10 protein-coding genes are annotated in these 18032 nt (G+C 42.9%); 5 read left to right on the forward strand and 5 right to left on the reverse strand.

The features are described from left to right. The first annotated feature begins 236 nt into the window (after positions 1 to 236). On the forward strand, positions 237 to 4496 hold the full coding sequence (locus EDI28_RS13625; protein ID WP_128784436.1) for a hypothetical protein: 4260 nt from the start codon (positions 237 to 239) through the stop codon (positions 4494 to 4496). 309 nt (positions 4497 to 4805) lie between these two features. Here the strand turns inward: EDI28_RS13625 and EDI28_RS13630 are convergent, their stop codons facing one another. The 4 genes from EDI28_RS13630 to EDI28_RS13645 form a co-directional block, all read right to left on the reverse strand. Then, positions 4806 to 5120 (reverse strand): hypothetical protein, encoded by a 315-nt coding sequence (locus EDI28_RS13630; protein ID WP_128784437.1) that lies wholly within the window; start codon positions 5118 to 5120, stop codon positions 4806 to 4808. A 181-nt stretch (positions 5121 to 5301) separates the two neighbouring features. Beyond that, positions 5302 to 5664 carry a hypothetical protein gene (locus tag EDI28_RS13635; RefSeq protein WP_128784438.1) on the reverse strand — a complete coding sequence of 121 codons (363 nt, stop codon included), beginning with the start codon at positions 5662 to 5664 and terminating at the stop codon, positions 5302 to 5304. A gap of 65 nt (positions 5665 to 5729) precedes the next feature. Further along, on the reverse strand, positions 5730 to 6440 hold the full coding sequence (locus EDI28_RS13640) for an SGNH/GDSL hydrolase family protein (RefSeq protein ID WP_128784439.1): 711 nt from the start codon (positions 6438 to 6440) through the stop codon (positions 5730 to 5732). A 210-nt stretch (positions 6441 to 6650) separates the two neighbouring features. After that, the gene (locus tag EDI28_RS13645; RefSeq protein WP_128784440.1) at positions 6651 to 8738 is read right to left on the reverse strand and encodes a hypothetical protein; all 2088 of its coding nucleotides are present in this window, start codon (positions 8736 to 8738) and stop codon (positions 6651 to 6653) included. Between the two features lie 1124 nt (positions 8739 to 9862). Here EDI28_RS13645 and EDI28_RS13650 point away from each other — a divergent pair. Beyond that, the gene (locus EDI28_RS13650) at positions 9863 to 11776 is read left to right on the forward strand and encodes a methyl-accepting chemotaxis protein (protein ID WP_128784441.1); all 1914 of its coding nucleotides are present in this window, start codon (positions 9863 to 9865) and stop codon (positions 11774 to 11776) included. A 348-nt stretch (positions 11777 to 12124) separates the two neighbouring features. Here EDI28_RS13650 and EDI28_RS13655 read toward each other — a convergent pair whose 3' ends face one another. Then, positions 12125 to 12985: an AraC family transcriptional regulator gene (locus EDI28_RS13655; RefSeq protein ID WP_233353371.1), complete on the reverse strand. Its 861-nt coding sequence runs from the start codon at positions 12983 to 12985 to the stop codon at positions 12125 to 12127. Between the two features lie 259 nt (positions 12986 to 13244). On the opposite strand from EDI28_RS13655, the gene torR reads away from it, so the two are divergent. The 3 genes from torR (at position 13245) to EDI28_RS13670 (ending at position 17968) form a co-directional block, all read left to right on the forward strand. Further along, entirely contained in the window at positions 13245 to 13976 is a 732-nt protein-coding gene (gene torR, locus EDI28_RS13660) for a two-component system response regulator TorR (RefSeq protein ID WP_128784442.1), read from the forward strand. A 4-nt stretch (positions 13977 to 13980) separates the two neighbouring features. Beyond that, the gene (locus EDI28_RS13665; RefSeq protein WP_128784443.1) at positions 13981 to 17124 is read left to right on the forward strand and encodes a cache domain-containing protein; all 3144 of its coding nucleotides are present in this window, start codon (positions 13981 to 13983) and stop codon (positions 17122 to 17124) included. A gap of 262 nt (positions 17125 to 17386) precedes the next feature. Next, a complete protein-coding gene (locus EDI28_RS13670; RefSeq protein WP_128784444.1) occupies positions 17387 to 17968 on the forward strand; it encodes a PadR family transcriptional regulator in 582 nt (193 codons plus the stop codon). Positions 17969 to 18032: the final 64 nt, after the last annotated feature.

Genomic DNA, 18032 nt, shown 5'->3' on the forward strand with positions numbered 1-18032 from the left:
TCCCTTTTTTTATCTGAGCTTTACTAATATGCGGACGTTTTAGCTTCTAAATATATTGAGCAAGATCATCATTTGGCTCTTCCTTCCAATTGCCCCGGCAACTTATCCCCCTAACGGGGGATGCTGCGATTCAACGTAAGTTCTATAACCATCAATAAGTAAGCTTTATCCAGTATCCACGAACAGAAAATTGGTGTTTGTAACTGGCTTTTCGTAGAAGAGATACAAGGAACTGTATGATGAAACGACATCCACTTGCTATCGCAGTAGGGCTGGGGACCTTACTGATGCTAGCTGGCTGCGACGATGATAACAGCAGCAATACTGCCGTTGATACGCCTCAGCCTACCCCACACCCCCAAACAACCATGAGTGTGACAGCGATTGATGGTTATCTTAACAAAGCAACTGTCTGGCTGGATCTTGATAAGGATTATCAGCTTGATGCTAATGAGCCGAATGTAAAAAGTGGTGAGAAAGGCTTTGCTGAGTTAGATGTCAGTGGTATTGAGAATCCAGAGCAATATCCCATTGTTGTAAAGGCGATTATTGGCGAAACGATTGATGAAGATAATCCAGGTGTGACTGTCAATAAGGACTTCATCATGTCGGCTCCGGCAGGTAGTGATGTCGTTAGCCCTTTGACGACGATGGTTGATATGAAGATACGCAGCGAGGGTATACCTGCCGAGCAAGCTGTGACGGAAGTGGCCAGTATGCTGGGAATTGATGCTGATCTGATATCGGGAGACTATGGTGATAATAACCCTCAGATAAATACCGTAGCAGTAAAATTAGTACAGCAATCTGCGAAGTCGATTGTATCGGCAGGAATTTTACCTAACAGTGAAAATGTACTAAGTGAAGATAATATCGCCAATACACTTGCTGATGTCTTGGCCAAAGGGGATGAGGTTGGAACGGTACTGAAGAGTGACCGTGGAGATGAAGTCAGTGATGACTATGATTTTGAGCGTATTGTCAGTGAATCTATTGTTGTAGATTCTGACTCTGATAAGGATGGTGTTGCTGATTCTGATGATAAATTCCCTAATGAAAGTACCGAGTGGGCCGATGCTGACGGTGATACCTATGGTGATAATCTAGCAGATAAGTTCCCCGAAGATGCGACGGAGTGGGCCGATACCGACGGTGATAATTATGGCGATAATATCGCGGATAAGTTCCCCGAAGATGCGACGGAGTGGGCCGATACCGACGGTGACAACTATGGTGATAATATCGCGGATAAGTTCCCCGAAGATGCGACCGAGTGGGCCGACACCGACGGTGATAATTATGGCGATAATATCGCGGATAAGTTCCCCGAAGATGCGACCGAGTGGGCCGATTCCGACGGTGACAACTATGGCGATAATTTCGCAGATAAATTCCCCGAAGACAGCACTGAGTGGTTTGACTCAGATAATGACAATGTCGGTGATAATAGTGATGATTATCCGGACAATGCTGAAAAATCGGTTGCCGACATAACAAATACCGCCCATAAGACTGGCCCTGTGATGATTCATTGGCTCAGTGATGTACGTGAAGTGAACACAAGCACTGTCACTGTGGTTGAGGCTTTCAATAATGGTGATATTCGAACTTCCGAGTCAATGACATACACCATGGCCGGTAGCAATCGCTATTTCGGAAAAGAAGCTGAAGTTGATGTACTGCATCCAAATGGAGATTTTTCTCGGTCATTGGTGTGGGAATATGATTTCAATCAAGATGGCCTTGTGAGCTTTAAGGGAAAAGCGTTGGATCGTGGTCGTCGGACACTGCAGGGTGAAACCTTTTGGCGTTATAGTGATGAGGCGAGTGCCCAACCAGGCGGCGATAATGGTGAGGCTCCTCGCTACTTTGATGACCTTGATCTTGCAGCCCAGATTGATGCTAGGGATCTAACGGGTGTTGATATCATTCAGAGCATAACTGTAACCAGTGAGATGGTCGATACCACAGAAACGATCACCAAAAGCGTCAAGCAATACCCGCTGAATGGTTTTGATTTTGAAGCCGAAGAATACTTACCCGATTATCAATATCAAACTGTAGCTACTTACAATAGCGGTTTGCTGGCTAGTTACGAAGAGTGGCGGGACTGGAGTGCTGACGGAACAGCGAACGCCAGTTTCCAGCTTACCGTTAATGAAGGGCTTGATTATACCTTTGCATATCAGCGCCCAATATGGGCAAACCCACATGGTACTGACTTTGAAGAGTACTCGCAGTATACCTATGTTCAGGGAAAAAACGGAGAGCTAGGTCCACAGTGGTATGAGCTTAATCGGCAGGTTAATTGGCAGGATGGATTAAAAACGGTTGTTCAGTCTGGCAAACGCTATTTGCTTGATGAAACTGAAGGTCGCCACCGGAAACGTACTAATGATGCGAACCCTGATGGGATGCTATTTAGTCGATACCAAACTGAAATCCGCGAAGTCAGTGCTGCCGAAACAGTTGAGACCTCCCGTTGGGCGATGTTTGCGATAGATGATAGTTACTTTGGTCAAGATCGCGAAAATTTTACAGTATTGGCTAACGATATGGGGCAGGACTATAAAATATTCCAGCGTTTGGACAATGGTATATGGCTTGGTCACCGGTTCGCTGAGTGGGGAAGTCAGAACATAGTTGATTTAGCCGGTCAGGTCGAGGATCTGCGAGCGCAAAACTATGAGCTAGCTCAGATAACATCGGCGGAATTGCCCAGCCTGAGTAATTATGACGGTAAAATATTAACATCATCATTCCGTATTGATGAAAATGGACAGCCAGTAACATGGCACTTCATTACTAACAACTCTGTAATAACGGGCAACGAAGATGGACGTTATCAGTTATTAGACATTACGTTGACGGATAATGGAATGAAGGAAGGTTGGCTGGTCAATGACAACGGGAGCGGATCTGTTGTTATTTCGGTACCGTTTACCGATAAGCCTTGGGATTGGTATAACGCTTATTGGCGGATGATGGTTGAAATAGATACTTTTAATACAATAGAAGGAAATACTTATAGCTGGACCAGTTGGTTAGGTGAGTTTTATCTGGATCAGGCACAGGCAAATGCCAGAGCGATAGAATTAGGCATCGGAGTCAAGGAGTACGCTGTGTGTACCGAAGGCGATACTGGCTGGGATGAGGTGAATGATGTGCCGGCAGGTAGCCCGAGTTATCAAGATTTTGTTGCCAGTGCCACGAATTGTCAGTATGAAACTGTCGCTATTTCTGACATTGGTGGGGCCGAGTTCTACCGTATGAATAGCCGTGGTGAACTACGTCACTGGGTCTTTAATACTGACGGGACAGGGAGGTATTTTAGAAACGGTTACCCGGATGACCTATTTACCTGGGAAATAAATTCAGATGGCATTGTCGCTATTGATTATGGAAATAACGCCTTAGATTATTTTGCCTATGTCAGTAAGGATAATACCCGAATTAGCTTCAAGCTATATAGTGAGTGGACAGAAGAAGGGCAAGATCTTAAAGACATTTGGTCATCCGGTTTTACATTTAATCGACCAGAAGATTTTACCGTTCGTAGCTGCAAGGTTAATCTATCTAGTGCAACAATGGATGACTTTACCAATGCAATTCAATCATGCGGTGGCCATTATGTAGTCACAGAGGAAGATGCAGCTGAAATCGTCAATACCAAGTTCGTACGTGTTCGTGGTGCCGGCGATACCCGTGCTTATCGGTTTAACAATGATAATTCAGTGGATTATTATCGGGCAGGCGAAAGTCGTGTCGATGATACGCGAAGCTGGGAGCGCACCGATGAGGGATATCTTAAAGTTATTTGGGATAGCTCAAATCCGGCGGAGTACATGCTATTGGCCAACCTGTTGTACTCAGACGACCAAAGTAGTTTCATTATCTATGATGTGTACCAAGAAGATGGGCAGTGGATAAAAGATGTATGGAGCATTGTTTTCCGTGAATACGAAGGCAAGGAGATCACCGAATGTAATGAAGGGAATAGTCCCTGGAACAGCGAGCTCGACCAACCTGCCGCCTACAATCGTATTGCTGACTATTATGAAGCCGTTGATAACTGTCGGGTAAGGACTGACGATCAAGTCTTGACGTTTACTGAAGATATGCTGGTCGGCAATAATGACAAGTCATCAACTTGGGCACTGCTCTACACTGAAGGTACGGATGAACAAGGCGCGCCCGTTTATGTGGAGGAAGAGCGGATACGCTTTGATCCTAATAACAAAGGAGCTTTCGTGGATGCCGAAGACGGGGAGTTTGGTTTTGACTGGCAGATTGATGATGGCCGCTTGCTTCTGTCGATCACCCATCAAGACTATGTGGGATCCACTGAAAATCTGTCAATTGTAGAATCAGATGGTGAGTACTTCTCCGTCAAAACATTCTGGATTGATACATCTGGTGAGTGGGCTAACCCTGCTCCCGCAGAAGGCGAGGGTGAGGTGTCGAGCCTTTTATTTAAACAAGTCAGTAAAGAATAATCACTTGAATGCTAGCTAGCCTATCCCTCTATGATCTTGTGATGATAGGGGGATAGCTATTTTATTGCACAATTCTTTATCACCCCCTTGAACGTCATTGTTTATACAAGATAACCAGCAATACGTGGCGTCAATCGACGGCATGCAGTAATCATTAGTACCTAAGATTATTTTTGATAATGAAAATCATATTATTGTTATTAAATGGAGAGTGTTTCGTGAGTTCTGTCGTGGTGGTAGCGGTAATAAAGGTGAAGCGACGGCTTCACCTTTTATGTGTTATGACGTGAGTATACGGAGATAGGGAAGTTAGCTGTGTTTTCCCCAGTCTCTTGTGATAAACCAGTTGGTTGGCCAAGATATAAAATCATCTGGTGTAAACTCATCGGCTAAAAATTCCATATCTACTACACGCTCAGGAAGCAAAGATAGAATATGGTGTCTTTGGTCGCTTTCGAAATCCCATAGATGGTAACGATCGGACTGATTATGTGCCAGTCGCCTCGGACCAAAGTCCATCGGTGCGCAGGTTTTGGTCAGTTTTTTACCGTCCTCTTTGGAAAGATAGGTTAGCCGGATCTTCTTCTTACTTTGAATAGCATCAACAAAATTATTCTGATACATAGTTAAATACTCCTAACCATATGTGCCACTTAGGGCATATCCTAGAAGAACTCTGTACAAAAAACTGAGAGAATACTCTAAAAAATGTTAAGGCTATTAAAATCGGGATTAATTGCTGAAGTTTTGCTGGTTTTGATCATTGGCGAATCGTCGCTTTAGCTGGCGACGATTCGGTACACTGTTAATGACGCATAATTTTAGAGTTGGTTCTCTCTGGGTGTTTCATAAGGTGTGTGTGACGGTTTGTTGCTGTTTGCGCCATATCATCGAGAATCCTGCCCAAATCAGAGGTGTGTAAGCACTCTACGACACTAGGCTCACACTTCAAATTGACGCCTAGCTCATAGTGGCAGTTTCTTTCTGGATAGAAATCAATATCGCTTTCTCTAAATTTTTTGGTGTCGGTGATTTCGTTGAACATAGACGCAACGGTGTAACAGAATGCGTTGTAAACATCATTGGTATTTCTAGCGGTACTGATTTTATGACGAAAATCAGGAGTATATGTTTTTTCCAACTTGGAATATGAAATGTGCGAGGACATCTTTCTTTCCTCCTTTGGTTCTTGCGTTAAGCTACTTTTTAACTATAGGTCGGTAGTACCTCGAGTCAATCTGAGCACCAGCGTGCTTTAATCACTTTTGCGATAGTTTTCCCCCAGAACTGATAAATTTCAGGACCAGGGTGAAAGCCGTCGACAGCCATCTGTTCCGGTTTTAAGCGGAAGTTGATGTCAATTAGTTCACAGTCGCTCTGTGTTGCTGTCCAGCGCGCAAGTTGGCGGTTGAATACTTTGGCTTTGCTGCCAAGGTACCAACGTAAAGGGTGGGGCAAGGCGGGAAATTTTTCCATCGGGGGAATTTTAGTCAGTATGATCTGCTGGGTAGAAAAATGATGGCGAATTTGGGCGACGAGTGCTTGCTGTTGTCGTATCCACCTTATCGAGCTCAGAGGCTTGGTAACATCATTGACACCTAGAGAAATGACAACAATATCATAATCTTGCTTTGGGTGATGAGCGAGGCTGAAACGAGTTTCTTTTGTGGTTGAGCCTGACTTGGCGTGCAGTTTCCATTCTAATTTAAAATGATTACATAACTCATTGACCAAGTGGCCAGATAAGGCTTGAGACTGATCCGCAGCCCCAACGCCAGCAGCTGCAGAATCGCCAATTAGTAAGATACGGAGCATTTTCCCATGACCAACACTACCGCAGCGAGGGCCGGAAGCTTCATCTAGTTTAGGCGTTATCCTGCGAACATAACGGCCCTGTGCGATGAATACGGGGGCCATGAGTAGTAGAACCAGGTTATGGATCATACTTTTCTCCTACGAAGAAACCCAAGACGATGGTGGTTGAGTTGCTTAAGCATAGGATTAATTATTAGCCGGAGTCTTCCTGTTTTGCTATTTCAATCTTGAAAAGAGGCCAAAAACCATGAAAATATCTAAAACGTTGCTAAATCCAACTAGATTGTTTTCACGACTTTTGGCCATAAGTTACAGGGTCGCTAAATGCTGAAGTTTAAATTATTTATTGGCTGCAGCTTGAGTCTCTCCGTGGATAACCCAAGGCTCGTCGGCAACCGTCAAGCTATCTTTATCCTGCCAAGTTGTACTGATTGTCGGAATGTTCGCTGCCGTTGGTAATGACAGTACTGACGCACCCGTCAAATTTAATCCTGAATTAGTACAGTCAGTTGCGCCCCCCGCTGCGGGTAAAAAGCGTTTATCGATGCCGGTTGCTTTAACCACATAGCGGTTGCCGTTCGTATCTGTATAGACTTCAGTACCATCAGCAATGCTGAATTGGGCATCCCATTGACCGTTAGTTTGTTCCCACGGTATACCATGCAGGTTGCCCGGACCATGATATTCCAGCATAACCTGGGTGTTATCGCTACTGGATTCACCGTTTCTGTCGTTAGCTGTCTGGTGGGTGTAAATGAAGTTTATGGCTTTATCTAACTCATAGAAGCTCTGATCCGCTTGGTTTTGTAGCATCGTTAGTTGGCTCCAGCTATCAACACCCATTTCCCAGCGGTAGGTCACAAGAGTTTGACCGTTAAGATCATCCCAGCTAGTTACCGAGCTAGCATCAGAGCTCAGTACGAACTCGCCGCTAGATGTTCCCCAAAAATTCTGATCATTACTTAAATCAGAACGGGCGAAGTTTAGTTTCACTGGTTGCCCTGATAATTTTAGGGTCATATCAGTTGGATCGATGGTATAGCTGATACCGGTTGAAGACGGATCTTCATAGGCTTGGGTAAAGGTCCAGTTAATAGCATCGTTTAAGCTGATGTTAGTTTGCGGGCAGCTTCCGTAACAAGTTAGACCAATCGAACCGCTGTTGAAGATGGAATCATTCGCGCGAACGGTTTCGCTGGTTGTATACGCAACTTTGTGACTACCGCTGTTGTTGCCCAAATAGTTAACGTTTTGGCGTAATAAAGGAGACCAGAAATATGTATTTTGTGTGATGCCTGCATCGACACCATCCGGACTGCCTGAACCATTATCTGCTTGGAACTGACCAGTACTTTCAATCCAGTAAATGGTTGTGGAGCTGCTTCCGGTCCAGTATTCGAAGGACTCGCCATCATTCAGATTGCGCTGACCTTTTGTCTGGCGAACCAGCTTGCCAGGTGCTGTGACGACTGTGTAGTTAACACCATTATCATCAGTGATTGTTGTCGGAGGCGTATAACCAGGTTGGTGTTCTTCCTCCGTCCATAGTCCCCATTCGCCGATAAAACCGTGTTGGGGTTGGCCGTTTAGTGCAGAAATATACTTGATATTAAACCCTGCCTTAATATCGAGTAATGCACCCGTCGCAAGGTTAAACAGCGAATAACTATGTACATTTTCCCGAGGGTTGTTACGGCTTAAACATACTTCAGGGCTGCTGCCGACTTGTTTGAAATAGAAGTTATCGTTGTATGCAAGTTTATATTCAAGTGGTACTGGTGGGTTTTGGCTCCAGTCTATCCCTTGTGTCTTACCACGGCCGCTATTACCCTGAGCATCATCTATCTGTACGATTGCAGCCTGCTCAATGGTGTTACCTCCTTCCTGGAAGGTATTGATTAGGCTGATTACATTTTGACCATTTTGGACGGTAATGTTTAAATCACCTTTGTCACCACCAGTCGCGTGCTTAAAAGTAAACTGAAGCTCACCGAAAGGGCTATTAGGGCCCGGTGCCGCAGACACAGTGGTATTAATTATGTACTGGCCATCTTGTTCTTCAGAGTCCTGGAACCAGACTGTTACATCTTGCGGGCTATTGTTGTCTGCACGCTTGGAGCTAACCACAACTTCTGAATAGGCGATCTTGCTTGCCGCTGCTTGTGAACTGGAGTCATCTTGTCGTTGTTCGCATTGAGCCGAATCGACCAGTGCTCGGTAATCAGCATTGGCAAAGTGTTCAGCTCCGGTCGCCTTCATGATGCATAACAGCATGTTCGCCATATTGAGCGGTTCAGCAGCCTGTTCACCGACATAGCTGTCAGCAACTACGTTTGTGTAATCTGTTCCAGGATCACTGAAGTTTGCTGTGCCAGAGGCGGAGAAAAGGGCGCAGGTGACGGCTGCTGCTATAGATAACTTATTCATATCAAGTCCTTTTTTATTATTCTTAGTTAACGACACTGACTGTTGAGGGGGTGCTAATTCCGCTAACATCTTGGTTTGCATCATTACTACTACCGCCGCCGCTATTACAAGCAGTTAGGGCGAAACTTAAAGTTGCTAAACATAACAGGTGTTTTAATAACTTCATTTATATATCCCTTATAATACACGTCATGTATTCGCTTGGTTTAATATAACCAAGCTAAAGTTTGTTTTAATAGTCTATTTTCTAATAGGAGAGTAATTGGCTTACTATTAAGCGATATGAACTCCATTGAGTTTATTTATTGTGGTTCCTCTTTATTATAATCACGATGAATAATAAAACCACAAAGAAGTGTTTCCTATATTTTTTATGTTGTACGGAGGTGCAATTGTTGCAATTTAATTGACGCTTTTTTGCTGTTTACCGAACTTATGCCGTCAGAGAAATGACGAATAAGCATGATTGATTATAATTGTGATATATTAGGTTAATAACTCTACAAATAGAATTTCGTTAGTTTATATATCCACGATTATTGTTTTTCTTATTATCTTTCTGATTTATTAAAGATTTAATACGTATTTGAGGCCTTGTGAGTGTTTCTAAATTCTTAAGTTTGTCTTATAATAATTAAATCAATGTGATCTTGGTTCAATAAGTTGGATTATTATTGTAATGTTTTGTTTTCGGTAAAGTAGTGTATTTATTCTATGTTTGGTGTTGGCGAACATATGACTTTATCTATAATTTCATTATAGACGGTTACATTAATTTATTATCCTTGTATTCCAATGATCTGGTGTTAATTGTGGTCATGTTTTAATCAATTGAACGTAAGATTATTAACGAAATATTCATCACTCTAATCTTTGGGATATTAGGTCCTCTTTGGTACGATATTTCCGTGCTTCGTTTAGTTAAGTAAAGCGATGATATTTTAATTGATGCTTCTGCTTGAAGTTATAAGAGATCATTGGTGTGAAGAAGATCTCTTGGTGTTGATTGTTCTTTGCGGTTCTGTAAGGGTTTCTGTGATATATGTTCGGTTAATCAATGAAATCATGTGCAATCATTAGACTGCATAATTATTTTTTGACGTATTAGAAGTAGTGGATGTAACGTGAACATATTATCAAGCTTTAAAGGCCGAATAATCTCGGTCGCTGTCTTACTGCTGATAGCTTCGTTAGCTATCTCAACCTTTCTTTCCTACCGCCAACTGTCAGGTTCTATCCTGAGGAATATTGATGAGTATTCAATGCTAAAAATTGATAGCTCGTCAGATAGGATCACAGATTGGTTCCAAACTATCAAAGAAGGTGTAATCGCAACCGCACCTGATTTTGCTACAGATAGAAGTGATTTGCAGATCATGTTAATGGTAAAGCAGATTGCGAATGTGTCCAAGGCCTCCGATTTTGTTGTGGGGTTTGAAGATGGTCGTTCCTACGGTGCCAAGAGTGGTATGCGTAGCTTGGCTTTATACGATCCTCGAGTTCGTAGCTGGTATAAGTCGGCTAAACAAAAACGTAGTACCGTCGTTACCGGGATCTATAAGGGAGCGTCTTCTGGAAAACTGATGGTCAGTATTGCAGAACCTTTTTTCTATGAAAATAAATTCCGCGGGGTTTTACTTGCTGATATTCAGCTGGGTTTGCTCGCCGATGTCGTTAATGAATCTCCATTTCCAGGAGCCATGACAGGATTGTATGATGATCAAGGAACAACCATCGCCTCTACTGGTGAAGTAGACGAACCCGGTAAAACTAAGCTGTCAGATTTTCCGGAGTTGGTTGAACTTGAGCGTCAGGTGTTGAGTAATGACGAGGGCATCTTTGATTACACCCTCGGTGGTGTTGAGAAAATCGCTTACTTTAAGAGTATTCCTCTTGATGAAAATAGTAGTTGGCATCTTCTTGTTGGTATTGATAAATCTGTTGCCCATGCTGAAGTGGATGAGGCGGTGAACACATCTTTGGTAACTGCAGGTGTACTTATTATCTTCGCGATTGTGATTATTCTGGTGGTCTTAAATCGCATCTACCGTCCAATCCTCGAGCTAAAGTCGACAATCGTCGAGCTTTCTCAAGGGAATGGCGATCTTACCCGACGTCTTGATGTGTATACCAATGATGACTTGGGGCAGATAGCGGAGGCAGTCAATACCTTTATTGGTAATCTGCAAGCGATGATGCTGGAGGTATCCCAGTCGACCGAACATATTTCTGATGGGATAGCTCAGCTTAAAATACAAACAGAACTCAATAATAATGTATTAACAGCTCACTATTCAGAAACCGAACAGGTAGTGACTGCGGTCAATGAGATGAGCTCAACGGCAGAGAGTGTCTCACAGAGCGCTTCTCAATCCGCTTCATATACTCAGAGAACCAGTGAGGAAGCCGAGCAGTCAAAGCGTGTCGTAGACGGTGCGGTAAGCAGTGTTGCGGCTCTGATTGATGAGGTTGACTCGATGGCATTGAACATCCAGGCCATGAACGACGACACTCAAAAAATAGGCTCTGTGCTTGGCGTGATTGGTGGAATCGCCGATCAGACAAACTTGCTGGCTCTAAATGCTGCTATCGAGGCTGCGCGTGCCGGTGAACATGGTCGTGGGTTTGCTGTAGTTGCTGACGAAGTGCGGGCGCTTGCAGCCAGAACCCAGCAGAGTACCTCTGAAATAAACGAGATGCTGACAAATTTACGTAATGGTGCCAGCTCAGTTGTTTCTGCTATGGATGTCACTAAAAACAGCTGTCAACAAACGGCGGATACCACGTCTAATGTAACGGAAAGTCTGGATTCAATGGCGACTTCCGTTGTCGAGATCAACGATCTCGGTATCCAAATTGCCACAGCTGCCGAGCAGCAAAGCACTGTTACAGAGGAAATTAGTCGTAATATGATGGCCATTCAGGAAATGGTTAGTCAGTTAACGGATAACGGGGCGCAAACCATGGACAGTACGCATAACCTTGCTAGCAGCAATGAACAGTTGGTTGCCATCGTTAAGCAATTTAAGCTCAAGTAATTGATTGTGTCATAAACTGGTAGTGATAAACCTTAGCCGTCACGCAAGTGGCGGCTCTTTGTATCAAGAGTTGCTAAACCACATCAGCTCGGTCTCCGCCATGTAGCGCCAGTACTAACGGTAAGCGAACTGTGGGTGAGTGTTGAGGTGGTTGATGTATAGTAGGTTTGCTGCAAACCGTTGAAAGCCATTGCTTGGAAGGTTAGGTTGTCATGAGATGTCTGCTTGGCGTTAGTGCATGGGAATATTTCAATAGAAATCACAGTTATAGCCAAAAGATGAATATAGTGAATATGGTAATAAATTCATCCTTTGGCTCCCCGTTGTCGATATGTAGGTATTTGTTTCTTATTTTAGCGGCAGGTAGATATCGGTGATCAATTCATGTTCAGCCACTTCGGGAAAGAAGTTTATGTAATGGAAAAAGCAGGGAAAATCTCGTAGTTCTTCACCGCTTTCTGGCAACCACTGACCATATAAATAATGGACCTTGGCTCCGAGATCGTCGTGAGAGCCGTAATGCCTGATAACGGCACAACGGCCTGCTGGGATGGTTTTGTTCACAATACCAAATGTAGTTCCGTTTACAGCTTGTTGGACTTCACCACAAATATCGAATCGAAAGTCCTCTGGAGCTGTGGCTTTTGGATCATCGTAAATAATCCCGAAGGTCTTGCTGGTAGTGATGGGTGAAAGCCCACTCGTTTTGCGCCATTCAATAAACTGGCTTGCTGACTCATTGACTAGCTCAGGTGCTGCACGGTGTTCTTTCACCGCGACTTTAGTTTCTTCGAAATGGTTGATATCTACCTTCATGTTCTTCTCCAATACTTTTTCTCTATGGTGATACTGTTGGTTCCAATGTAACCAATTCGGTTGGTTACGAAATTCAGAAGGTGACTGGGCGAACTCCTTTTTAAATGCACGGGCAAAAGATTCTGGATATTCAAATTTAGCATCAAGCGCAATATCGATAATGCGCGTATGCTGGTGGAAAAACAGCTGATAGGCTGCACGTTTAAGCCTTAACTGTTGGATAAATTTGAATACGCCAATTCCCATATAGTGGCTAAACTGCCGGTGAAAATGGTACTTAGAGAAGTTGGCCACTTTGCTTAGCTCTGCAACGGTTAAGTTGTCATCAAGGTGGGTGTATATGTAATTACACACCTTGTCCATTCTTTTTTGATAACTTTCAGTTACTTGCACGTTATACCCTTCTATTGCACACACCGAGTCTCTACCAATCCGCTTTCTGAATGTTTGCTAGTATCCCCATGTTGAAAGTGAACATCCTGACAGATATTGCTGACTTGGATAAGTGCCGAGCATTTGAGTTTGCTAACAACAGGCGGTAATTGAGTGTGTTATTATTCCTTTGAATAATAAATAAAAGCCGAAGGGCGCGCAAAAGCAATACAGTGGGGGCTGACCTCCATAGTTAAAGCATGGCTGTATACGAGAACCTATGAATTACCAAATTTTGATTGTTGAAGATGATCCTATTTTAAGGATGAAGATTAAGGGGCACTTTGCTCAAGCTGGCTATGCCATTTTTGAGGCTGATAACGGTGCGGTGATGAAAGAGATTCTGAGCAATGAAAAAATTGATCTGATTCTGTTGGATATCAACCTACCAGGGGAGGATGGAATCCAGCTTACCCGCGAGGTCAGAAATACATCTGATATCGCTATCATTATGGTTACTGGTCGCATTGATCCAATAGACCGAATTTTAGGGTTAGAAATGGGAGCCGATGATTATGTTACCAAGCCTGTCGAACCTCGAGAGTTACTGGTACGTGCGAAAAACTTGTTATGGAGAATTCAGCTTACCCGTGATGCTCTGCAACAGGCAGAGGCTGCATGGTCACAATTAGAAAAGGATGATAGTCGATTCTGCTTCAAGGATTTTGAATTCGATGTTGCTCAGCGGCAATTATCTAAAGGCAGTGAAGCAATAAAACTTACCAAGGCCGAATATGAATTACTGGTTGCTTTTATTACTCACCCAAGCCGAGTACTGAGCCGAGGCCGGTTGCTGAACTTGATCTCACACCGGGTTGATGCGCCCAGTGATCGTACGATTGACGTTTTGGTACGTAGGTTAAGAAATAAAATGGAAGACAATATTAAAAACCCAAAAATATTTATCACGGTACATGGTGAAGGTTACCTCTTTGCCCCTGAGGTTGTTTAATGTTATGAGCTTTACAATAAAAGCCAAGCTTTCATTTCTTATGTGTGCATCATTACTGACAATGAGTGGTTTTTTCATTACTAGTTTGATAAATACAGAAAAATCAGTTCTTGAGGCTGAGGAAAGAAATGTGAGTGTTAAGGTGGCTAAGTTGTTAAATGATAACTTGAAAGGCCAGGTTGATACCGTTACTCGCTCGCTTTCGTATTACTATGAAAACTCGAAACTAGAAAATATTAAGGCAGAATTAGCAACAGATATTTCGGCGTTTCGAGACACGATTGATAGTATTTATCGTAATAGTACCTCTGCTACCGAGGCTGAAACTAGCATTCAGGCGTTTATTAATCAATATCGGTGGGGGGATGGCCGATATATTTTTGCCTATGATGCTACGTCTATAGTGAATAAGGCTAATGGGATTAATGTTAGCATCATAGGCACCAGTGCCTATGATAAGAAAGATACTAATGGTAACTATTATGCGCGAAACGTTGTTAGTGCAGCGAAAGCCAATGCGATTGGGTTTACCAGTTATCATTTTCTAAACCCGGTAACGAGAAATGTTGAGGAGAAACTGACGGCCTCAGTTTATTTCGAACCTTTGGATTTGGTTGTTGCGACAGGTGAGTACATCAGCACGCTCAGGAAAGATGAAGTTGAGGCAGCTCTTAAAACCATTAGCTCGTCTAAATACGGCAAAAATGGCTATTTTTGGGTGCAGAATGAACACGGTAGAATCCTGGCTCATCCGGATCAGTCTATTGTTGGAACGATTATTTTAGCGACGACCAAAAAAGTAGCTGAAAGAATAAAAGGCAACTCCGAGGCTTTTGTTAAAACTTTTCATAAAAACCCAACGACTCAAAAAGCCGAAAATAAATTTGTGTATGCCCGAAATATTTTTCCGGAGTGGGGGTGGACAATTGCGACTGGAACCTATGATAGCGACCTTACAAGCATTCAAGATGGGTTGACTAGTGCAACGGAAGAGATCTTTAATGACAAGGTATATATGAGCATAGCTACTTCTGCAGCATTGCTTATTATAGCCTTGTTAATTGCGACTTGGTCTATCAATAAGATCGTTAAAGGCTTAGTCATGCTCAGAGAGCGTATTGATACGTTATCGACCGGCGAAGCTGATTTAACGTCGCGAATCGACATTACATCACATGATGAATTGGGTGATATTGGTAACTCGGTAAACAATTTCATCAGTTATTTGCAATCGATGACTCTGGAAATATCGCAAGCCTCTGCACATATCACTGACAGTATAATGCCTATCCCCGAGGTAGCTTCGGGTGATAAATCCGTAGCTCATCTGAAAGCGGATGATATATCAACTTTGACAAATCCAGATGTTCTGGAACCATCTGGAAGTATGACGGCGGCAATAAAAAAACTTGCGGCAGGTGATCTATCTGTCGATATTCCGAGGGGGGAAGGTGAAGATATTGGACATCTCGCCGACGCTATATCGGTATTTAAGAAAAATGCGCTTGCCTTACAAGAGCATCAAAATGAACTGCAAAAGTTAGTAGATGACCGTACTGCCCAGCTTACAGAGGCCAATAATGCTTTGAATAGTGAGGTTATTAAACATGCTAAAGCACGAGATCAAGCCGAGCAAGCCAGCAAGGCCAAGTCGACATTCCTTGCCCATATGAGCCATGAGATCCGTACCCCCATGAATGGGATAATGGGGACGCTGAACCTTCTTGATAGTACATGCTTGGATAGCGAACAAAAGCACTATACCAAAACCATTATATCGTCTGGCGAGATCCTGATGGGCGTGCTTAATAATGTTTTGGATTATTCAAAAATAGAAGCCGGGCACTTTGATGTTAATAATACAAACTTCCGTACCAGCACGATTGCAGCCAATGTTGTAAATATGTTCAAAGCGAGAGCAAGAGAAAAGAACATTGAACTGACTTATGTAATTGCAGATGATGTCCCTATTAATTTGTTTGGTGACTTCAATAAAATCATTCAAATCCTTATTAATTTAGTGGGCAACGCAATTAAATTTACTCACCAAGGCTTTGTAACAATCCAAGTGCTGCTTGAGGAGCAACAGGCAGAAGAACAATTGTTACTTAGGTTCGAGGTTTTAGACACCGGAAAAGGGATCCCGAAAGAAAAGCATGCCGCTATCTTTATGCCTTTTGAACAGGCCACTCAATCAGAGCGCGGTACTGGACTAGGTTTGTCTATCAGTAAGCGGTTTGCTGAGATGTTGGGTGGGGAATTAACGGTATACAGTGAGCCGGGCATTGGAAGCCGGTTTATTTTTACTTTACCATTAAGTACTGCCGAGGAGGGTGTACTTATATTGGCCAACGAATCCGTCCCCCTTGTTGTTCCGCCATTGAATATCTTGCTTGTTGAAGATAACGAAACTAACGTGCTGGTTGCTAAAGGTTTTCTGAACAGGCTTGGCCATAATGTTGTTGTCGCCATGTCGGGAGAGGCTGCCGAAGCTATTATTGAAAATCACGATATCGATATTATATTGATGGATATTAACCTACCGGATACTGATGGGGTTACGCTGACTCATAGACTTAGAGATAAAGTGAATTGGCGGATACCAACTATCGCGTTCTCAGCCCATGTGTTCAGGCAAGAAATTGAATCATATCTAGAGGCAGGCTTAGATGGGTTCCTGGGTAAACCTGTACAGTTTGATCAATTACAAACCATTATTACGAATGTTTATAATGGCCACTTCAACAAGGTTGAGATGAGTGAAAATGTTACCGCAGTGCCAACTGCGAGTATAGCAACACTTTTTGATCACTCGGTATTAGAACAAGATAGGCAAACTCTAGGGAATGAGCTTGTTTACGAAATGGTCGCTATGTTCTACGAGCGCTCAGCCAGCTTAGTCAAAGATATTCAAGTCTACGGCTCTGCAGAAACTCTTGAGCGGGCCGCTCATAGCCTTAAAAGCTCTGCGGGAGCCGTTGGATTAATTGCACTAAGCAAAGCCTGTGAGGAACTGGAAATAGCTTGTAAGACAGGGGCTGATGAACAAGAATTAAAGTTGTTCTCCAAGGCATTGTTGTCTATCTATGCACCTTCTATTGATAAGTTAAAAGTGGAGTTTCATAATACCCAGCAGAGTAGTCCCTAAGGGGCTGTGTCGGATAAATCGAAAAGGGATGCCATCTGGCATCCCTTTTTGCGATTACTGATCCGCGCTCTAACAATATTGACGTTCATACAACCCAACAGGTAATTCTGTTCATATTTTTACTCAATTCTTTATTACTTGTTCCCAAAAAATATGCATCATTGATATGGCAACTGATTGCTTTTGAGCTGTAACGGAAGCAGACGGTAACGATAGCTTCTGAAGAGCTTATATTATTATATTTTTCAAAAGGATGGAAAAGATGTCATTATCACACGTAATTTTAACGGTACTTAGCAGCCGTGATGTAACTGGTTACGATATCACGAAAGAGTTTTCCCATAGTATTGGCTATTTTTGGAAGGCAAGTCATCAACAGGTGTATCGCGAACTGAATAGAATGGCCGATAAGGGATGGGCTAGTTTTCGACACGAACAGCAAGTCAGCAAGCCTGACCGAAAGGTCTATTCCATCACAGATCTAGGACATAAGGCCCTGTTGGAATGGTTCCGGAAACCAACTCGTACTCCAACTGTTCGCGATGAGTTCTCAGCTAAATTATCTGTTTGTAATTTTCATCACTCAGCGCCTATGCAGCAACAACTCGAAGCACTGATTCAAGAATCTCATACTTTAATGAACAACTACGAGGAATTGGAAAAAATCTATTTTCCTGATCATAAAAAATTGGATCGTCAGTCACGTCTTAACCGTTTAACCCTACGCCGTGGCGTACATATTCGACAGGCTTGGGTTAATTGGGCAGAAGAGGTTCTTATTGAGTTAAAAGCGATGGATAGCGCAGTAAATACTCAGGTAGAAAAAGACAAAGAGATTGCATAGTAATACAGTTATTACATTATAAGAATATGTTTAAATTACAAATAAAACTATAAGTACAGAAATG

This window comes from Photobacterium chitinilyticum (genome assembly GCF_004104355.1).
In the GTDB taxonomy this organism is placed as follows: Bacteria; Pseudomonadota; Gammaproteobacteria; order Enterobacterales; family Vibrionaceae; genus Photobacterium; species Photobacterium chitinilyticum.

Bases quoted from the DNA above. Each gene is read 5' to 3' on its own strand.
- EDI28_RS13645 (WP_128784440.1), bottom strand. From the start codon at position 8,738: ATGAATAAGTTATCTATAGCAGCAGCCGTCACCTGCGCCCTTTTCTCC.
- EDI28_RS13665 (WP_128784443.1), top strand. From the start codon at position 13,981: ATGAGCTTTACAATAAAAGCCAAGCTTTCATTTCTTATGTGTGCATCA.
- EDI28_RS13625 (WP_128784436.1), top strand. From the start codon at position 237: ATGATGAAACGACATCCACTTGCTATCGCAGTAGGGCTGGGGACCTTA.
- EDI28_RS13635 (WP_128784438.1), bottom strand. From the start codon at position 5,664: ATGTCCTCGCACATTTCATATTCCAAGTTGGAAAAAACATATACTCCT.
- EDI28_RS13630 (WP_128784437.1), bottom strand. From the start codon at position 5,120: ATGTATCAGAATAATTTTGTTGATGCTATTCAAAGTAAGAAGAAGATC.
- EDI28_RS13640 (WP_128784439.1), bottom strand. From the start codon at position 6,440: ATGATCCATAACCTGGTTCTACTACTCATGGCCCCCGTATTCATCGCA.
- EDI28_RS13670 (WP_128784444.1), top strand. From the start codon at position 17,387: ATGTCATTATCACACGTAATTTTAACGGTACTTAGCAGCCGTGATGTA.
- torR (WP_128784442.1), top strand. From the start codon at position 13,245: ATGAATTACCAAATTTTGATTGTTGAAGATGATCCTATTTTAAGGATG.